Annotated in this window: 16 protein-coding genes, 1 pseudogene and 1 other annotated feature; of the genes and pseudogenes, 13 read left to right on the top strand and 4 right to left on the bottom strand. The window is 39.6% G+C overall.

Annotation, left to right across the window (positions count from 1 at the left end):
- Positions 1-31: 31 nt before the first annotated feature.
- From asnB to N784_RS05600, 3 genes are all read left to right on the top strand, one after another.
- Positions 32-1879 (top strand): asparagine synthase (glutamine-hydrolyzing), encoded by a 1848-nt coding sequence (gene asnB / locus N784_RS05610; protein WP_036833177.1) that lies wholly within the window; start codon positions 32-34, stop codon positions 1877-1879.
- A 132-nt stretch (positions 1880-2011) separates the two neighbouring features.
- Positions 2012-3493: an alpha-amylase family glycosyl hydrolase gene (locus N784_RS05605; protein ID WP_052127148.1), complete on the top strand. Its 1482-nt coding sequence runs from the start codon at positions 2012-2014 to the stop codon at positions 3491-3493.
- Between the two features lie 18 nt (positions 3494-3511).
- The gene (locus N784_RS05600; RefSeq protein ID WP_036833176.1) at positions 3512-5851 is read left to right on the top strand and encodes a glycoside hydrolase family 31 protein; all 2340 of its coding nucleotides are present in this window, start codon (positions 3512-3514) and stop codon (positions 5849-5851) included.
- 58 nt (positions 5852-5909) lie between these two features.
- Positions 5910-6128, top strand: a binding site (T-box leader).
- 256 nt (positions 6129-6384) lie between these two features.
- Here N784_RS05600 and yppF read toward each other — a convergent pair.
- The 4 genes from yppF to N784_RS05585 form a co-directional block, all read right to left on the bottom strand.
- A complete protein-coding gene (gene yppF, locus N784_RS05595; protein WP_036833175.1) occupies positions 6385-6579 on the bottom strand; it encodes a YppF family protein in 195 nt (64 codons plus the stop codon).
- A gap of 73 nt (positions 6580-6652) precedes the next feature.
- The gene (locus N784_RS05590; protein WP_036833173.1) at positions 6653-7576 is read right to left on the bottom strand and encodes a DUF4349 domain-containing protein; all 924 of its coding nucleotides are present in this window, start codon (positions 7574-7576) and stop codon (positions 6653-6655) included.
- 158 nt (positions 7577-7734) lie between these two features.
- Positions 7735-7872 (bottom strand): small, acid-soluble spore protein L, encoded by a 138-nt coding sequence (gene sspL, locus N784_RS16220; protein WP_084600142.1) that lies wholly within the window; start codon positions 7870-7872, stop codon positions 7735-7737.
- A 51-nt stretch (positions 7873-7923) separates the two neighbouring features.
- Complete coding sequence (locus N784_RS05585) at positions 7924-9573, bottom strand: CoA-disulfide reductase (RefSeq protein ID WP_036833171.1); 1650 nt, start codon at positions 9571-9573, stop codon at positions 7924-7926.
- Between the two features lie 309 nt (positions 9574-9882).
- Between N784_RS05585 and N784_RS05580 the strand changes: the two genes are divergently transcribed.
- From N784_RS05580 to N784_RS17180, 10 genes and pseudogenes are all read left to right on the top strand, one after another.
- A complete protein-coding gene (locus N784_RS05580) occupies positions 9883-10479 on the top strand; it encodes a TetR/AcrR family transcriptional regulator (protein WP_084600141.1) in 597 nt (198 codons plus the stop codon).
- A complete protein-coding gene (locus N784_RS05575) occupies positions 10440-11930 on the top strand; it encodes an o-succinylbenzoate--CoA ligase (RefSeq protein WP_036833169.1) in 1491 nt (496 codons plus the stop codon). The genes N784_RS05580 and N784_RS05575 overlap by 40 nt, the downstream gene beginning before the upstream one ends.
- A gap of 7 nt (positions 11931-11937) precedes the next feature.
- The gene (locus N784_RS05570; RefSeq protein WP_036833167.1) at positions 11938-12351 is read left to right on the top strand and encodes a MaoC family dehydratase; all 414 of its coding nucleotides are present in this window, start codon (positions 11938-11940) and stop codon (positions 12349-12351) included.
- Positions 12348-13346: a 3-oxoacyl-ACP synthase gene (locus N784_RS05565; RefSeq protein WP_036833165.1), complete on the top strand. Its 999-nt coding sequence runs from the start codon at positions 12348-12350 to the stop codon at positions 13344-13346. Before N784_RS05570 ends, N784_RS05565 begins: the two co-directional genes overlap by 4 nt.
- A 109-nt stretch (positions 13347-13455) precedes the next feature.
- Entirely contained in the window at positions 13456-14661 is a 1206-nt protein-coding gene (locus N784_RS05560; RefSeq protein WP_036833163.1) for a substrate-binding domain-containing protein, read from the top strand.
- Between the two features lie 129 nt (positions 14662-14790).
- Entirely contained in the window at positions 14791-15543 is a 753-nt protein-coding gene (locus N784_RS05555) for an ABC transporter ATP-binding protein (protein ID WP_036833161.1), read from the top strand.
- The gene (locus N784_RS05550; RefSeq protein ID WP_036833228.1) at positions 15543-16250 is read left to right on the top strand and encodes an ABC transporter ATP-binding protein; all 708 of its coding nucleotides are present in this window, start codon (positions 15543-15545) and stop codon (positions 16248-16250) included. The genes N784_RS05555 and N784_RS05550 overlap by 1 nt, the downstream gene beginning before the upstream one ends.
- Positions 16251-16261: 11 nt before the next feature.
- Entirely contained in the window at positions 16262-17131 is an 870-nt protein-coding gene (locus N784_RS05545; RefSeq protein WP_036833159.1) for a branched-chain amino acid ABC transporter permease, read from the top strand.
- Positions 17128-18090 (top strand): branched-chain amino acid ABC transporter permease, encoded by a 963-nt coding sequence (locus N784_RS05540; RefSeq protein WP_036833157.1) that lies wholly within the window; start codon positions 17128-17130, stop codon positions 18088-18090. The genes N784_RS05545 and N784_RS05540 overlap by 4 nt, the downstream gene beginning before the upstream one ends.
- 24 nt (positions 18091-18114) lie before the next feature.
- A pseudogene (locus tag N784_RS17180) lies at positions 18115-18495 on the top strand (alpha/beta fold hydrolase).
- Positions 18496-18502 lie beyond the last annotated feature (7 nt).

Here is an 18502-nt window from a genome sequence, read left to right as displayed (position 1 = left end):
CTAGCTAAGAAAAGAAAGGATGATGGAGGTCATGTGCGGCATTAGTGGTTGGGTAGATTATAAAAAGGATTTAACCAAATATGAGAATATCATTCAGCATATAGCGAAAACGTTGTATTATCGTGGGCCAGATGAAACGAATAGTTGGATTAAGCCCCATGTTGCGTTTGGTCATCAACGGTTAATTGTTGTTGATCCAGAAGGTGGAGGTCAACCGATGACATTTCAATCAGGGGCTCATGCGTACACGATTTGCTACAATGGAGAGCTTTACAATACCGAAGATATACGAAAAGAATTAGTGGCACGTGGCTGGAGGTTTCAATCTCATTCCGATACAGAGGTACTACTTAAAAGCTATATGGAGTGGGGGGAAGGCTGTGTAGATCGGTTGAATGGAATTTTTGCTTTTGGGATATGGGATGGTTCGAAACAATCGCTTTTTATGGCGCGTGATCGTTTAGGGGTGAAGCCACTTTTTTATACGGAAAATGCAGGTGGATTACTATTTGCTTCTGAATTAAAAGCAATACTGGCTCATCCAAATGTTGAGCCGGTATTGGATGAAGAAGGATTGTGTGAAATATTGGCGCTTGGGCCGTCGCGAACGCCAGGGCATGGTGTATTTAAAGGAGTAAAGGAACTTAGGCCAGGTCATGTGGCGACGTTCAGTAGAGATGGATTAAAAGTTACACGTTATTGGAATGTACAAAGTCATGAACATGAGGATGATGCAGAGAAGACAGCGACGACCATTCGTGAATTGTTTGAAGATGCTGTAACAAGGCAACTCGTGTCAGATGTGCCGATTGGAACGTTTTTATCAGGAGGGGTAGATTCAAGTGCGATTACAGCCATTGTGGCAAATGATAGGAAACAACGGGGGGAAGAAGCATTACCGACGTTCTCTGTAAATTATGAGGAAAATGATAAATATTTCAAATCTAGCGCCTTTCAACCTAACAGCGATGAAGCGTTTATTCATGTTATGTCGCGCGCGTTTGCCACGAATCATCATACGTGTGTTATGAACAACCAACAGTTAGCCAAGATGTTGAAAGAAGCAGTTCGAATGAGAGATTTACCTGGAATGGCGGATGTAGATTCTTCTTTACTATGGTTTTGCCGGCAAATAAAGCAAGATGTAACGGTAGCTCTTTCGGGGGAGTGTGCGGATGAAATATTCGGCGGATATCCGTGGTTTTATCGGCAAGAAGAGTTAGAACGGGAAGGGTTTCCATGGATTCGTTCATCAAGATTGCGGCATCAACTTTTAACAGATGAATGGAAAGAGAAACTAGATTTACATGATTATATGATGACGAGGTATCATGACACAATGAAAGAAACTCCGAAATGTGCTAGGGATACGAAGGAAGAAGCCAAACGTCGTGAACTATTTTATTTAAATCAGAATTGGTTTATGACAACACTACTAGATCGAAAGGACCGTATGAGTATGGGGGCAAGTCTTGAAGTGCGTGTCCCCTTTAGTGATCATCGCTTGGTTGAGTATGTTTGGAATATTCCCTGGGAAATAAAAAGGTATCAAGATAGGGAGAAAGGCATACTGCGTAAGGCACTAGAAGGATTGCTTCCTCACGATGTGTTATATCGTAAAAAAAGTCCCTATCCGAAAACGCATCATCCGGCGTACACAGAAGCTGTTGTCGAGTGGATGAATGAAATATTAGAGAGTCATTCATCGCCATTATTTCAAGTGTTTGATCGAAAGCGCATTCGAGAATTAGTCGCTAGTGAAGGAAAAGCAATTCAAACTCCATGGTTCGGGCAACTGATGTCAGGACCACAATTGTTGGCTCATCTCGGACAAATAAATTATTGGATGGAACATTATAATGTCAAGATTGAAAGGTGAAGAAGTGCGCTTCCTTTGTTGGGGGCGTTTTTTTCTACATTTAATTAAAATATCGTCGCCACTGATTGACGTCAGGCAGGGAGAAAGGATAATCTTAAAAGTGGAGTAGATGAGAATAATGGAGGAAAGAAAATGAATAAACATCAAAGCTTGATTGCTATTTTTATGTTGCCATTTCTTCTTTTGTGCTCATTACCGAGCGTAATGGCCGAAGAGCAAGGAGAACAATGGCAAGAGGAACGAATGTATTACATAACGGTAGATCGATTTTTTAATAGTAATTCGGAAAACGATTACAATGTATCACCACAAAATCCGGAGGGCTACTATGGAGGAGATATTCAAGGGATTACTGCTAAATTAGATTATATAAAGCAACTGGGATTTTCGACAATATGGATTTCACCGATTTTAAGTAGCGAAGGTTATCAAGGTATGTCTGTGACAGATTTCCGTAAGGTGGATGAGCATTACGGTACGATGGAGGAGTTGCAAACATTAGTAGAAGAAGCGCATAAGCGTGAGATGAACGTTGTGATGGATATGGTTATAACAGAAACGGCCACTAGTCATTCATGGAAAGAAGAAGAATCGAAATCAGATTGGTATCATGATCCTGATTCTACTTCTTTAAACCTAGACAATGCTGACGTGCAAAATTATATGCTTGAAACGGCTTCGTATTGGATAGAAGAAACGGGGATAGATGGATTTTCGTTTCCAAACCTTGATGAAATGCCTCTTTCTTTTGTAGAAACGTATCGCTCGCACGTAAAGGAGTTAGATGAAGCGTTTTTATTACTTGGTAAATTGGACAGTAATGATGCTACTGCTGTAAATGGTTATCATGAAGCAGGAATCGATTTAGTTGTAAATACGTCATTTTCGGAAACAGCGTCGAAAGCATTTCAACAACCTAGTCAATCCGTTGACCATGTATTTCAACTATGGGAAGAAAATGTAGCATCACTCGAACACCCAGACCGAGTTGGGTTATTTCTTGATGCTCCAAACGACCGTTTTACAAGGAAAGCGATGGAGCAAGGTGAAAATCCAGCAACACGATGGAAGATTGCGTTGACGTACATGTATGCCGCGCCAGGAATTCCGGTTGTGCAATATGGAACAGAGTTTATGGTCGACCAAGGAGCCGATTCCCAGTCAGCTCCAATGATGAAATTCCAATCAGGAAATGATGAGTTAAAGACGTATATGGAGCAATTAGCGGCTATAAGCGATCAGTTTCCTGCAATGAATGTGGGAGATTTTGAACAAGTTGTCGAGGATGGTGCTTTTGGTGTATTTAAGCGAACGTATGAAGGGGAGTCTGTTTATATTGTTGTGAATAATGACGTTACAGCGAAAACAGTTGCTCTAGAAGATGTTCCCCAGGGAAAACAATTGCGAGGATTACTCCATGACTCCATTGTTCGCGAGCAAGACAATGGCGAATACAACATTGTTCACGAAAGAGAAATAGCTGATATTTATGTCGTTGAAGAAGATACGGGTATTAATTTTGTAGTTGTAGGGTTTATTGTAGCAGTTATGGCAGCGTTTATTGCCTTTGTCGTTATTGTGAGTAGAAAAAATAAGCAGTCCACACCTTCATAGAGAAAGGGAGTAGATGACATGTTAGACGATACGAGTTTCGCTATTCACCCAGGCAATGAAAGTAAAGTATTTGAGACGTCATTTCATGATATTGGGCGCATGGTTCAATACAAGCAGAAGGAAGAGGGCTTGTGTATTACAGGAGAACGTGGGTATGTCACCTTACAAGTGTATCGAGACGACATTATCCGTATTACGATGAATGCGAAGGATGTGCCAACGTGTCAATCAACACCAGCTGTTGTAGCAACCAAACAGCATATAGCAATAGAAGTAGAGGATCTTGGCGATTGGCTTACGTTTGCGACAAAAATGATGCACGTTATCATTCACAAAGATCCACTTCGCATTACGGTGAAAGATCAAGAAGGGCGGACAATCGTTTCGGAGCAAAAGTATGGGATGGCGTATAAAGCTAATGGGGAAGTGATCTGTTACAAAGAGAGGACCGAGCGTGATCACTTTTACGGATTTGGAGAGAAATCAGGTTTTTTAGATAAGCGAGGAGAAACGTATACGATGTGGAATACGGATGTGTATGCACCTCACAATCCAGAAACCGACGCATTGTATCAGTCCATTCCTTATTTTATGGTGTTGCGCGATGGTAAAGCTCATGGCATCTTTTTGGATAACAGTTATAAGACGACGTTCAATATGAAATCAAATGAGCAGTATTCTTTTAAGGCTGATGGTGGCGAGCTTGATTATTATGTAATGGCCGGCCCGTCTCCTAAGCAAGTACTAGAACAATACACGTATATAACTGGGAAGATGCCATTACCGCCTAAATGGGCATTAGGGTATCATCAGTCTCGGTATAGCTATCAAAGTGAACAAGAAGTACGTGAACTTGTGAATACCTTTTTAACTAAACAAATTCCAGTTGATGTTATTTATTTAGACATTCATTACATGGACGAATATCGAGTGTTTACATTTGATCCAGAGCGTTTTCCGAATCCGAAGCAGCTTATTCAAGAGTTGAAGGAACGTGGGATTCGGATTGTTCCAATCGTGGACCCGGGTGTGAAGAAAGATGCTGAGTATGAAGTGTATCAACAAGGAATTTATGGCGATTATTTCTGTAAATATATCGAAGGCGACATATATATTGGGGACGTATGGCCTGGTGAAAGTGCATTTCCTGACTTTACGGATGAAGCGACGCGCAAATGGTGGGGGTCTTTGCACAAATTTTATACCGATTTAGGCATTGAAGGTATTTGGAATGATATGAATGAACCAGCTGTATTTAACGAAGCGAAAACCATGGATACATCAGTTATGCATAAAAATGATGGCAATCCGGCAACGCATCGTGCCCTGCACAATGTGTATGGCTTATTAATGGGAAAAGCAACACATGAGGGGATGAAAGAGCATTTAGAAGGCAAGCGGCCATTTTTATTAACGCGGGCGGGTTTTGCTGGTGTGCAGCGATACGGAACGGTTTGGACAGGAGATAATCGAAGCTTCTGGGAGCATTTGCAAATGTCGTTGCCGATGTGTATGAATCTCGGTTTGTCTGGTGTGCCATTTACTGGTCCTGATGTGGGTGGCTTTGCCCATGATACGAATGGAGAACTATTAACGCGCTGGACACAGGTAGGAGCATTTACACCATATTTCCGCAATCATTCTGCGCTTGGTTTTCACTACCAAGAACCGTGGCAATTCGGGGAAAGAGAAGAAGCGATAATAAAACGATATATCCAGATGCGTTATGAATGGATGCCACAGTTATACACGCTATTCCAGCAAGCATCACTAACAGGCTTGCCAGTGATGCGTCCGTTACTGTTAGAGTATCCAGAAGATGAAAAAACATATAACTTAAATGACCAATTTATGATTGGAGACAATGTTGTCATTGCTCCTGTCATGCAGCCAAGTGTAACGGATCGCGCTGTTTATTTTCCAGAAGGAGAATGGGTGGATTATTTTACAAATAAAGCATATGAAGGGGATAAGATGCACCTGATTCATGCTGAGTTAGATACGTTGCCTATTTTCATACGTAAGGGGACGTTTGTGGCGCTCAGCTCATCTCGCCCGTCGACTATGACCGCACAAACCGATTTGACGCTCCATATTTATGCAAATACTTCTGGAGTGTATGAAAACACACTGTATGACGACGATGGAGAAACGTATCAGTATGAATCGGGTAATTATATGCAAATGCCAGTTAAGGTGACATGTAATGATGATAACGTGGAAGTGACTATCGGTAAAAAGGTTGGCAAGTACGTTCCTGCCTATGAGAATCTTTCCGTTGTAGTGCACGGATTAGCAGATAGTCAAACGTTTACAGTTAACGGAGAAAGAAAAAGTACGATTACAATGGAAAGCTGATTTTTTTTCATGCTTTACAATGCTCAGAATATTGTATATAATGTGTTATCAAATCCATATGTTGCCGGCGAAGAAGAGAGTACCGATAAGCGAGTTTGTAGCGAATCAGGGATGGTGGGAGCCTGATAACAAGCTTATCGAGAACCGGACTTCAGAGGCATTACCTTGAAGATTAGTATGGGTAATCGTTGCTCACGTTATCGAGCCTTGAGAGATTCTTAGGCGAAGTATGTCTATGGAATAAGAAGAGTGGTACCGCGGATAACCCGTCTCTTTTCACAGGAGAGCTGTGAAAAGAGGCGGTTTTTTGTGTTAATGGGGAGTTTGAGTAAGGGAATTTTGCTCGGAAATTTATGTTTGTGCGCGAAATCCGGTATTTCTGCTCGAAAATCTAGATTTCTGTACAAAAACCTTAAGTTTCTGCTCGAAAATCAAAATATGTGCGCGAAACTGCAGTTAAACTAGTTCTGGCTTCTATGTTGAGTAGCTGTTCTACAAGAAAAAAACCGATGCATATCACATCGGTGAGGTGGTTAAACCATTTGTTTGTCTTTGTGTGAAGACTGGGCACCTTTTTCATGTAGAACTTCAAACAAATTACGGTAATCTGAATAGGTTATGCAACCGCTTACATACTGTTGTTGGCAAAAATCGAGTAGCTGATTAACAGATTCGGCTCGATGGCCTTTTTGTTGTTCAAAATGATGTTTCAGTTGCTGTAGGTGCATGGTTTAATTCCTCCCTTTTTCTTCGTTGATTTAATGGTAACACATGAAAAAAAAGGGAAAAGGTACAGATGTACTAGGAATTCTTTTTTTTGTCATTTCTTCTTTTTCTTTGTTGGACAATACCCCAAGTGACCGCGATTACGATACCTAAAAATAATAGTATGATAGGTGAATATCCTACAAAAGTCACAACTAATAAAGAAGAAAATGCTTGTAAGTTGCTAATGGAACTTTGAAATGCTTGTTTTGTCTTTGCCCATGTTTGTAAATTTTCTTTATCTTTAGTCGAAGAAACAATACCAGTTTCCGTTATATTTAGCGTGATGGTAGAATAGTCGCTTTGATCTTGTAAGTAGTTCATTTTTCCTTGAATGACTTCTATTTCTTCTTGAATTCGTTCCAAGTCGGAGGCGATTTGAAGTAAATCTTCTGTTTTAGTTGCTTCATCCATAAACGTAAGGAGGCGTTCTTCTGTTTTTTGCTTAGCTTGAAGTCTAGCTTGGAAGTCAACGTATTGTTCCGTAACATCTTCACCTGTAATTTCCTGATTTGTAATCGTTATTTTTGTCGTGGAGAGTTGTTCAATAAATGAGTGGAATGTTTCTTGTGGAATGCGAATGGTAATCGTTGCATTGGTCCGATTATCTTCATCCTTGTGAATGGAACGATGGACCACGTAGCCTTTCTGTTTATCAATGTGTTGTTTCAGTTCTTTCTGGAAAGCTTGATATTCTTTAGTTTCTATTGAAATATGGCCGTTGTATATAATCATTTTGTCCTCTTGGCTCGTGTGAACAATTGGGGAGGAATCCGCATCAGCTACTTTCGAACTAGTAGAAGCTTCTCCATTCTTCTGTTTTATATTAGCTTGTTGACTTTTCTCGTCCAAGTTGATTTCTTCCACATCATCACTCAGCGTATTATTCCGTGTGTCTGTAGGGGCGTTATTACACGCTACTAACAATAGAACTAGGCTAATAAAGATTAGTTTTTTCATTAAGCAAGCCTCCTTTCTACTAGTTAGTCGAATAAGAAGCATAAAGGTTGCATTCATTTTATTGATTTTTCAGAAAAATATTTATCTGTTTTGAGGAGGAAGGGGAAAGGTATTTAATAAGGAGAGGGAACGTGAAACAGTGGCTCCCTCTCGTTTGTTTATTTCGTGTTTTTCTTTTTGGCACGCTGCTCCAGTTCGGAGTGTGGTTGCTGCTCGGCTGCATCTTCTGTATACCCTTGTGGATTTACGTTGGGTGCAATGGCTTTTCCTCTGTTTTGGTTGTTGCGTTTGCTCATTAAGAACACCTCCTGGCTATAGTTTTTGGCAGGAGGTGTTCTTTTATCCAATTAAATAAGCTGATGAGCTGTTGAGTAAGTTTTCCAACCGCCGTCAACATTACGTGCTTGGAAGCCATTTTCATTTAGAATTCGTGTAGCCAAATAGCCACGAAGTCCGACTTGGCAATACACGTAAATTGGTTTATCTTTCGGTAGTGCGTATAAATGTTGTCTTAATTCATCTAGTGGGATGTTAATGGCGCCGTTAATGAAGCCTTTATCCCATTCCTTAGGTGTTCGAACATCAACAAGGAAGCCGTCATTTTCTACGATTTGATCGATTTCATGCCATTGTACGACGTTGACATCTCCGTGTAAAACGTTAGTGGCAACGTAACCTGCCATATTCACAGGGTCTTTGGCGGAAGAGAAAGGCGGTGCATAAGCAAGCTCTAAATCTGGTAAATCTTCCACCGTTAAGTTTCCTTTTATCGCTGTAGCTACAACGTCTATTCGTTTATCAACACCGTCTTTTCCTACCATTTGTGCGCCAAGTATGTTGCCCTTCTCGGGATTGAACAATAATTTAATCGAAATTTGCTTAGCATTTGGGTAATAGCCGGCATGAGAAGCAGGATGTAAATGGACAACTTGATAAGGCACATCATGAGCAGATAAAAATTTCTCATTTAATCCTGTTGCTGCAACAGTATAATCAAATATTTTCACAATGGATGTACCAAGTGTTCCGTTGTATCGTTCTTCTTTGCCGTAAATATTGTTTGCAACAATTCGACCTTGACGATTTGCTGGCCATGCAAGTGGGATCATAACAGGTGTCCCTAATACATAATCCTTTACTTCAATGGCGTCTCCAACTGCATAAATGGCAGGATCGTCCGTTTGTAAATATTCATTCACAATGATGCCACCACGTTTTCCTAGTGTTAATCCAGCTTCTTTCGCTAGAGTATTTTCTGGTTGCACCCCTATGGAGAGAATGGTCATATCTGTATCGATTGTGCGTCCGCTTTCTAGTACTAATTGCTTACCGTCTTGCTCAAAAGCTTGCACACCATCTTCTACAATCAACTCGACACCTTTATCTTTTAATTCTTGATGAACAAATGCTGCCATTTCAATATCTATTGGTGCCATTACTTGCTGGCTCTTTTCCACGACAGTTACTTGTACTCCGCGTTCAACAAGATTCTCTGCCATTTCTAAGCCGATAAATCCTCCGCCAATAACAGTGGCTTTCGCCGGTTTGGTCACATCAACATGGTGTTTAATTCGATCTGTATCAGGAACATTTCGAAGTGTAAAAATGTTGTCTGCTTCAATACCAGGAATAGGTGGCTGTATTGGCTTAGCACCTGGTGAAAGAATGAGAACATCATAGCTTTCTTCATAGGTTTCTCCAGATTCTATATGTTGGACAGTTACGGTTTTCTTCTCACGGTTAATGGACTGAACTTCTGTTTTATTTCGAATGTCTAGGTTAAAACGTTTGGACATACCTGGCACGGTTTGGACCAGTAACTTATTTCGTTGTTGAATCGTTTCTCCGATGTAATAAGGCAAACCACAATTGGCAAACGAAATGTATTCCCCACGTTCAAACATGACGATTGAACTTTTTTCATCTAAACGGCGTAAACGTGCTGCTGCAGTTGCTCCACCTGCAACCCCGCCAACAATAACGATTTTTTTACTCATTTCAAAGTTCCTCCTTAGTTGTTTTTATACCCCTAAAGGTATAATAAAGCTGATTAGCAAGAAAGTAAATGTCGTTTCACAAAAATATGTGGCGAAATTGTGAGAGTTTGAGCAAGTAGCTGTTGTAAGGTGTTATTCGCTGAATCTGTAAGAAATAAATAATAATCGTAAATGACCAAGCATAGATTAAAAAGAACTTAAATAAAGCATTAATTTTTCTAATTGTTCACGATAAACAAAAAATGAGGGGTGGTTCATCTGTCAGGAATAAAAGCACAAAACTTAACAGAAAAAGGCGTCAAGACGAGAATGAAAATCTTAGAAACAGCAGAACAGCTCATAGGAGAAAAGGGATATTACGAAACTTCTATAGCAGAAATTACAGTAAAAGCAAATATAGCTCAGGGGACGTTTTATATTTATTTTTCTTCTAAAAAAGCTGTGTTTGATGAGTTAGTTTATCAGTTAAGTTCCGATTTTCGTTATCATATTAAAATAGCGATGGAAAAAGAGGATACATTTGAAGCAAAGCAACGGGCAGGTTTTTTAGCGTTTTTTGAATGGGTTACGAAACACCGGAACCTATATAGTATTGTACAACAAGCCGTAGTAGTAGATGAAAAGCTGTATCGAGCGTATTATCAAAAGATAGCAGCAGGTTTTATAACGTCGATTGGTAAAGCGATGGAAGCTGGCGAATGTAAATCACTTAATGTGGAGACGGTTGCTTATTGCTTTATGGGCGTTGGTCAATTTATTGGCATGCGTTGGGTAGTTTGGCGGGATCAACTGGTTCCTAATGACGTATTTGAAGAGGCAATGGAAATCCTCTTTAACGGATTAACACATAAAGGAGGAAAGAAAAATTGGAGAATATCTCGAACTGGGTACACAAACGAGCAATGATTACACCAGAGCGAGTAGCTATCATTAGTAAAAAAAACACATATACGTACAATCAGTTATCTGGAAAAGTGAATGAAATGGCGACCTTTTTACAGCATCATTTTGCTCTTCAAAAAGGAGATCGTGTTGCTATTCTTTCGCATAATCGAGAGGAATATATGATTGCCTACTTTGCGATTGCTCAACTAGGATTCGTAGCTGTTCCATTGAACATTCGCCTTACTGCGCTAGAATTGATTTTTCAAGTGAAGGACAGTGGTTGTAAAACTATTTTATTCGAAAAGGAAACGAGTCATTTGGTTCGTGAGCTTACTACGGAAGTTAATTTTGAAAACGCTTACTCGTTTGATGAGGAAATTCCTACATGTACAAAAAGTCTAGAAACAACAGCAATTGATGCGACATGTGATCCGTTTATTATTTGCTACACATCTGGCACAACTGGAAGACCAAAAGGAGCGGTTTTAACTCAAGAAAATATGTTCTGGAACGCTATAAACAATCAGTATGCAATCGATATTACTTCGAAAGACCGTGCCATTGTGTTGTTACCATTATTTCATATTGGTGGCATCGGGTTGTTCGCTTTTCCAATTTTATTAGCTGGAGGAACTGTTGTCATTCCAGGTAAGTTTATCCCGGAAGATACCATTCAGATGATTGAAGCACATGAAGTTACGATTGTAATGGGCGTACCATCAATACATGATGCCATCCGTAAACATCCATTATTCGAAACAGCCTCTTTTAATTCTGTAAGGTGGTTTTATAGTGGGGGCGCGCCTTGCCCTAATGAGTTGATTCAACGTTTTCTAAAGCGAGGCTTACCATTTGGACAAGGAATGGGAATGACAGAAACGTCTCCGACCATCTTCATGCTGTCCAGAGAAGATTATCAACGGAAGGCTGGTTCAATAGGGAAGCCAGTCATGTTTTGTGACATTGCACTTGTTGATGACAAAGGGAATTGTGTTCGTAACGGAGAGGTGGGAGAGCTACTAATTAAGGGGCCGAATGTGATGAAAGAATATTGGGGACTTCCAGATAAAACAGCGGAAGCGATTCGTGATGGATGGTTTTACTCTGGTGATTTAATGAGACAGGATGAGGAGGGATTCATTTATGTAGCAGGCCGAAAGAAAGATATGATCATTTCTGGAGGTGAAAATGTATACCCGCTTGAGGTGGAACAAGTTATAAACGAATTGCCGCAAATAAGCGAGGTGGCAGTTATTGGGAGAACGGATGAAAAATGGGGAGAGGTCCCTGTTGCTTTTGTTATTTTAAAAGATGGATGTGCGATAAAGGAAGAAGCGATTTATGCACATTGTTTAAGTAAAATTGCTAAATATAAAGTGCCGAATGAAATCATTTTCTTAGATGAGCTTCCTAAGAATGCAACGGGAAAAATTCAAAAGCAACAATTAAATCATATATTACAGTCGAGGTGATAAGAGAATGGATTATTCAATTGGACAATCTGCTAGGTTTTCTAGAACGTTTACAGAAACGGACTTTATCTTATTCGCAGGTCTAAGTGGTGATTATAACCCTATCCATATAGATAAAGAATATGCGGCAAATACGTTTTTCAAAGAGAGGATTAGCCATGGTCTTTTGACTGCGAGTATGTTGTCTAGATTATTCGGCATGCACTTACCTGGTCCAGGATCTATCTATGTATCTCAAACACTCGTATTTACTAAGCCGGTTTATATTGGAGATACGATAACTGCTAGTGCAGAAATAGTGCACATCGATGATCAGCAAAGGTTATGGACGCTAAAGACGACATGTACAAATCAGCATAATGATATTGTACTAGATGGTGAAGGTGTTATGAAGTTACCGGAAAAGGAGTCGAAGCGATGATAGGAATACAACAAACAAGTATTTATGAACCAGAAATTATTGAAACAGCAGCACATTTGTCAAAGAAAACCTTAATATCTGAAGATGTCATCCAGAATAAATTCGGATTATATGAAAAGCGTATTGCACCGGAAACGATGCACGCTTCTGATTTGGCGGTTGCCGCCGGAAAAGAAATATTAAAGGGTATTGATTCGCAATCTATCGATGTTGTTATTTATTTCGGAAGTCCTTTTAAAGATTATCAAGTATGGACGGCTTCCTCTAAAGTCCAACATGAATTAGGTACTAGTAATGCGTATAGTTTTGAAATGATGAATGTGAGCTCTTGCTTTCCGATAGCATTAAAAGTTGCCAAGGATATGTTAATGGCTGATGATGACATCCACCATGTGTTACTCGTTGGTGGATCGAAGGAATCAATGATTGTAAATTATGATAATCCTCGCTCCCGTTTCATGTTCAACTTTGCTGACGGAGGCGCAGCAGCACTCATTACACAGGAAGCTACCAAAAGTGAAATTCTTGCCTCATCTATTATTACAGACGGATCTTTTTATCAAGATGTTCTTATACCTGGAGGTGGCTCTGTTCATCCCGTCAGTTCTAAAGTAGTGGAGAAAAAAATGAACTATATTGATGTACCTGACCCACTAAGTATGAAAGAGAGATTAGACCTTGTATCCATACCTAACTTCGTGAAAGTCATTAAACAAGCTTTAGCAAAAAGCGGTGTTCCTCTCTGTGATTTAAAAGTACTGTTACCACTTCATACAAAACACTCCCTGTTCACACAGTTGTTAAGCGAAATAGGATTGACTGAAAAACAAGCAGTCTATTTAACTCATCATGGACATATGTCCGCACTAGACCCTTGTTATGGTCTCCATTTGGCTGAAAAGCAAGGCTTATTAAAAAATGGAGATATTGCTGTTGTTGTTTCAGCAGGAACTGGATATACGTGGGCGGCAACTGCCATTCGTTGGCACGGTTAACGACCACTTGAATGAAACTATCAATTATCACATCTCAAGCTATTCTCAATGCGTGTGCTACACCATTGCTTTTAACGGCAATGATTTAAATAAAAGGGGGAAAGCTGGCATGAAAGTAAATCGTTTATTCAGTATGCTGCTTGCTGTGTTGTTAATCGGTGTGCTAGGTGCTTGTAGTGAAAGGGAAACAGTATCGAATGAACAAGATGATACGATTAAAATCGGTGTTTTAGCATCCTTAACCGGTGCTCTGGAAACATACGGTGTGCAAACGAAAAGAGGATTTGAATTAGGGTTGGATTATGCAACAGACGGTACAATGGAAGTTGCAGGAAAGAAAATTGAATACTTTATTGAAGATACAGAAACAGATCCTACAACAGCTCGTCAAAAAGCGCTTAGTTTAATTGAAGATAAAGAAGTCGATGTATTGATTGGTTCCTCTAGCTCAGGCGATACATTAGCAGTGACGCCACTTGCGGAAGAATATGAGAAAGTTATGGTGATAGAACCGGCAGCCGCAGACAGTATTACCGGTGCGGAATATAATGATTATATTTTTAGAACTGCTAGGAACTCTTCTCAGGATGCAGCAGCAGCAGCGGCGGCAGTAGCTGGTGAAGGAGTCAAAATAGCAACATTAGCTCCTGACTATTCCTTTGGTCATGATGGAGCCAAAGCATTTATTAAAGCAGCAGAAGCATTAGGCGCGGAACTCGTACATGAAGAATATGCCGATCAAAATGCAACAGACTTCACGGCTAATATACAGAAAATTATTGAAGCAAAACCTGATTATTTATATGTTGTTTGGGCAGGTGCGAATACGCCGTGGAATCAAATTGTTGATATGAAAGTACAAGAGCAAGGGATTAAGGTGACGACTGGTGTTGCTGATATTGCAACTTTACCATCGTTACAACCATTAGTAGGAATGGAAGGTTTTACACTTTATTATCACACATTACCAGATAACGAAGTGAATGATTGGCTAGTTAAAAAGCATAAAGAAAGATTTGATGGGGAAGCGCCGGACTTATTTACTCCAGGTGGCATGAGTGCCGCGATTTCAGTTGTTGAAGCACTTCAACAAACGGAAGGAGATACAAATGCAGACGTATTAATTAGCGCGATGGAAGGAATGAGCTTTGAAACACCTAAAGGAACGATGACATTTAGGGAAGAAGATCACCAAGCATTGCAAGAAATGTATGCTGTTACACTACAAGAAAGTGAGGAACATGGTTATCCTATTCCTGTGTTAGAACGGATATTAACTCCTGAAGAAACTGCCCCGCCAATTATGAATGAATAAGAAGTGAGGACAATGCCCTTACCTAAATGTATGGTAGGGGTTTGTCTATCTGCATAATGATGAAAATAATGCAATACATGTCTTACATGAAACGGTATATCGAAAGGTTTATGCGAGAGGAGGAATAGCATGGGAGTTATTATGGAAACGAAAGATGTCACGGTATCCTTTGGAGGTCATGTGGCTGTTGATCAGGTTTCTGTTCAAATTCTTGAAAGAAAATTCACTTCCATTATTGGACCAAATGGGGCGGGTAAGACAACTTTTTTTAACTTGCTCAGTGGTCAAATGAAACCAACAAACGGTTCAATCTATTTTAAGGGGGCAGACGTTACGAAACGCTCGGCAACAGAACGAACGCGTCTAGGTATAGGAAGGTCCTTTCAAATAACGAATGTATTCCCTAATTTAACAGTGTTTGAAAATGTTCGACTAGCGGTTCAGTCACAAGCGAAGGTACGTTATCAAATGTTTGCTCATTTTAATCAGTATAAACAGTTTCAAGAAAAAACAGATGAAATATTAGCGTTAGTTTTTCTTCAAGATAAGGCGAATTCATTAGCGATGAACCTTGCCCATGGGGAGAAGAGAAAGCTTGAAATCGCTATGCTTCTCGCTTTAGAAACTGAATTGTTGTTGCTGGATGAACCAACAGCTGGAATGTCATTAGAAGAAGTGCCAGCTATTATTGATGTTATTCATGAAATTAAACAACAAGGAAATCGTACAATTGTACTGATTGAACATAAGATGGATATGATTATGGGCATGTCTGATGAAGTACTTGTTTTATATCATGGTGAATTAATTGCAAAGGGAACGCCAAATGAGATTGTTCATAATGAAATCGTGCAATCTGCATATTTAGGAGGTGGGGGATGATGTCCTCATTGCTTTCAGTAAAAAATGTGGAAGCTTTCATACAGCAATATCATATATTACATGATATTTCTTTAGAGGTTCAATCAGGAGAGGTTACGGTGTTACTCGGAAGAAATGGTGCTGGAAAGACAACAACCCTAAGAACCATCATGGGACTTAATAAAGTTTCCAAAGGAGATATCACGTACAATGGGGAGCAAATAATCAATGAACAACCTTATCGCATAGCGAATAAAGGGATTGGTTATGTGCCTGAGGATCAAGGAATATTTGGGGAATTAACGGTCGGTGAGAATATGCGAGTAGCGGTAAAAAAAGAAGATGAACGTACGACGAAACGAATGGAATGGATTCTAGATTTGTTTCCTGATTTAAAAAAGTATTGGAAAAAACAAGGTGGTCAGTTGAGTGGTGGTCAAAAACAAATGCTGGCAATTGCTCGTGCATTTGTGAATGAAAATGACTTATTGCTCATTGATGAACCAAGTAAAGGACTTGCTCCAATCATAGTTGAGAAAGTAACAGAATCGATTCAACAAATGAAAGAACACGCTACTATATTACTTGTTGAACAAAATTTTCAAATGGCAAGCAATACAGGGGATCACTTTTACATTATTGATGATGGTCAAACGGTACTTAACGGTAAAATGAACGAATTACAAGAAAATCAGGAATTAAAGAGAAAATATCTCGGAATTTTATAGGGGGCAGTCGTATGGATTTAATAATAAATTTAGTTATCAATGGACTTGCCACAGGGATGTTAATATTTCTTCTCGCTTCTGGATTGACTCTTATCTTTGGATTAATGAGCGTATTGAATTTTGCACATGGTGGTTTATTTATTTGGGGAGCGTTTACAGGCGTGTGGGCGTACCAAACGAGTGGAAGTTTTACACTTGGTATTGGTGTAGCAATCGTGACTGGACTTGTGTTAGGAGTAATTACCGAGAAGCTAATTGTCCGTCCTGTATATGGGAATCACATTCAACAAATATTAATTACTCTTGGGTTTATGTTAGTTTTGCAAGAGTTCATTAAAGTAGTCTTTGGACCAAATCAGAAAGCGGTTTTTCCACCAGCTTTCTTAGAAGGAAGTTTCATTGTTGGAGATATTGTATTTATTAAATATCGAATATTTATTATTATAGTAGGATTGCTCGTTTTTATGGTTGCCTCTTATATATTAAGACGTACTCGCATCGGCTTAATCGTAAGAGCTGGTGTAATGGATAAAGAAATGATTCAGACGCTTGGTGTGAATATTAAAGTCATATTTATGAGTGTATTCATGATTGGATCAGCACTTGCTGCTTTGAGTGGAATGCTGCATGCGCCATACTCTGGTGTGATTTATGCTGAAATGGGGTTAGAGTTTTCGATTCTCGCTTTTATCGTTGTCGTTATTGGTGGAATGGGAAGCTTTACTGGGTCAATGCTCGCAGCTTTACTAGTTGGTTTGGCGCAAGCTTTCATGGCTTATTATTTTCCTGCTTTATCATTAGCTGTTAATATGATATTAATGACCATTGTTCTCATTTTTAAACCACAGGGATTGTTTAAAGTAGAGGGAGGTGCAAGATGAATATTCAGAATTTAGAAAAAAGTACATGGTTTTATTTATGTATAACCCTTCTGTTATTCATACTCCCAATGGTTATTACAGAACGAAGTTTACAATTTATCATTATACAAATCTTTATTTTTGGTATCTTTGCGATGAGTTACGACCTTTTACTCGGATACACAGGTATTATATCGTTTGGACATGTCATTTTCTTCGGCCTTGGTGCATATACGACTGGAATAGCTTTAGATCGGCTAGGAGCTACTATCGGTTCGCTCGTCATTGGTGCTTTTATAGGTGTATTGCTGGCTGCTTTTGTTAGTTTACTCGTTGGAATGCTTACCCTTAGATTGAAGAGTCATTTCTACGCCATGCTAACGCTGGCGCTTTCGGGTTTATTTTTAGTTGCTGCTGAAAAATGGAGACCAATGACAGGAGGGAATGATGGATTTACCTTTCGTCTCCCGGATATTATTAGAGAACCAAACCACTTATATATACTGTGTCTGATTTTCTTCGTGCTTATTTTCTTTGGCTTGAGAAGACTAACGAATTCACCATTTGGTAAAGTACTAATGGCGATTCGTGAAAATGAGAATCGGACGACATCGTTAGGGTATAAAGTAGTTTATTACAAAGTGATTGCAAGTATAGTTTCAGGTGTTGTTGCAAGCTTAGCCGGGGTGTTGTATGCACTGTCATTGAGGTTCGTCAATACAGGTGTGTTCGCTACAGATCTCACGATAGATGTATTGCTTATGACAATTATTGGTGGGGTTGGGACGTTAATTGGTCCTATCATTGGGGCGGGGTTAGTGGAACTCGCTCACCATTGGTTGTCAAGTCTCGCAGATGTTCATTGGATTTTTGAACGGTGGATTATTCTTTATGGAACTCTGTATATTCTAGTTGTAATCTTTTTTCCGCTGGGGATTATTGGGACGATCCGGTCTAAGTTAGCTGGTAGAAATAAGTAAAAAGGAGAACGTTATATTAAAAAAATGAAGCTGGATAACGGAGAAGAAATCGCCTATAGAGAAAGGGAAGGTGGGGATAAGGTTGTTATTCTTGTTCACGGCAATATGACATCATCTGTACATTGGGATGTAGTCATGGAATCATTATCACCTGAATTTAAAGTGTATGCGATTGATTTGCGTGGATTTCGTGAGTCGAGCTATCCGAAGCCAATTACGGAAATAGCCGACTTTTCTGATGATCTAAAAAAATGGGTTGATTAATTGGCTTTAAAGGATTTTTATTTGGTAGGTTGGTCATTAGGAGGTGCGGTTTGTCAGCAATTATGCGCCAATTACCAAGGTTATTGCAAAGGGCTGTTTTTACTCGCATCTGCGTCTTCTAGAGGTTATGCTAGAAGATGATAAAAGA

The sequence above is a fragment of the Pontibacillus litoralis JSM 072002 genome, assembly GCF_000775615.1.
Classification (GTDB): Bacteria; Bacillota; Bacilli; order Bacillales; family BH030062; genus Pontibacillus; species Pontibacillus litoralis.
This window is presented reverse-complemented; position numbering and strand designations above follow the sequence as displayed.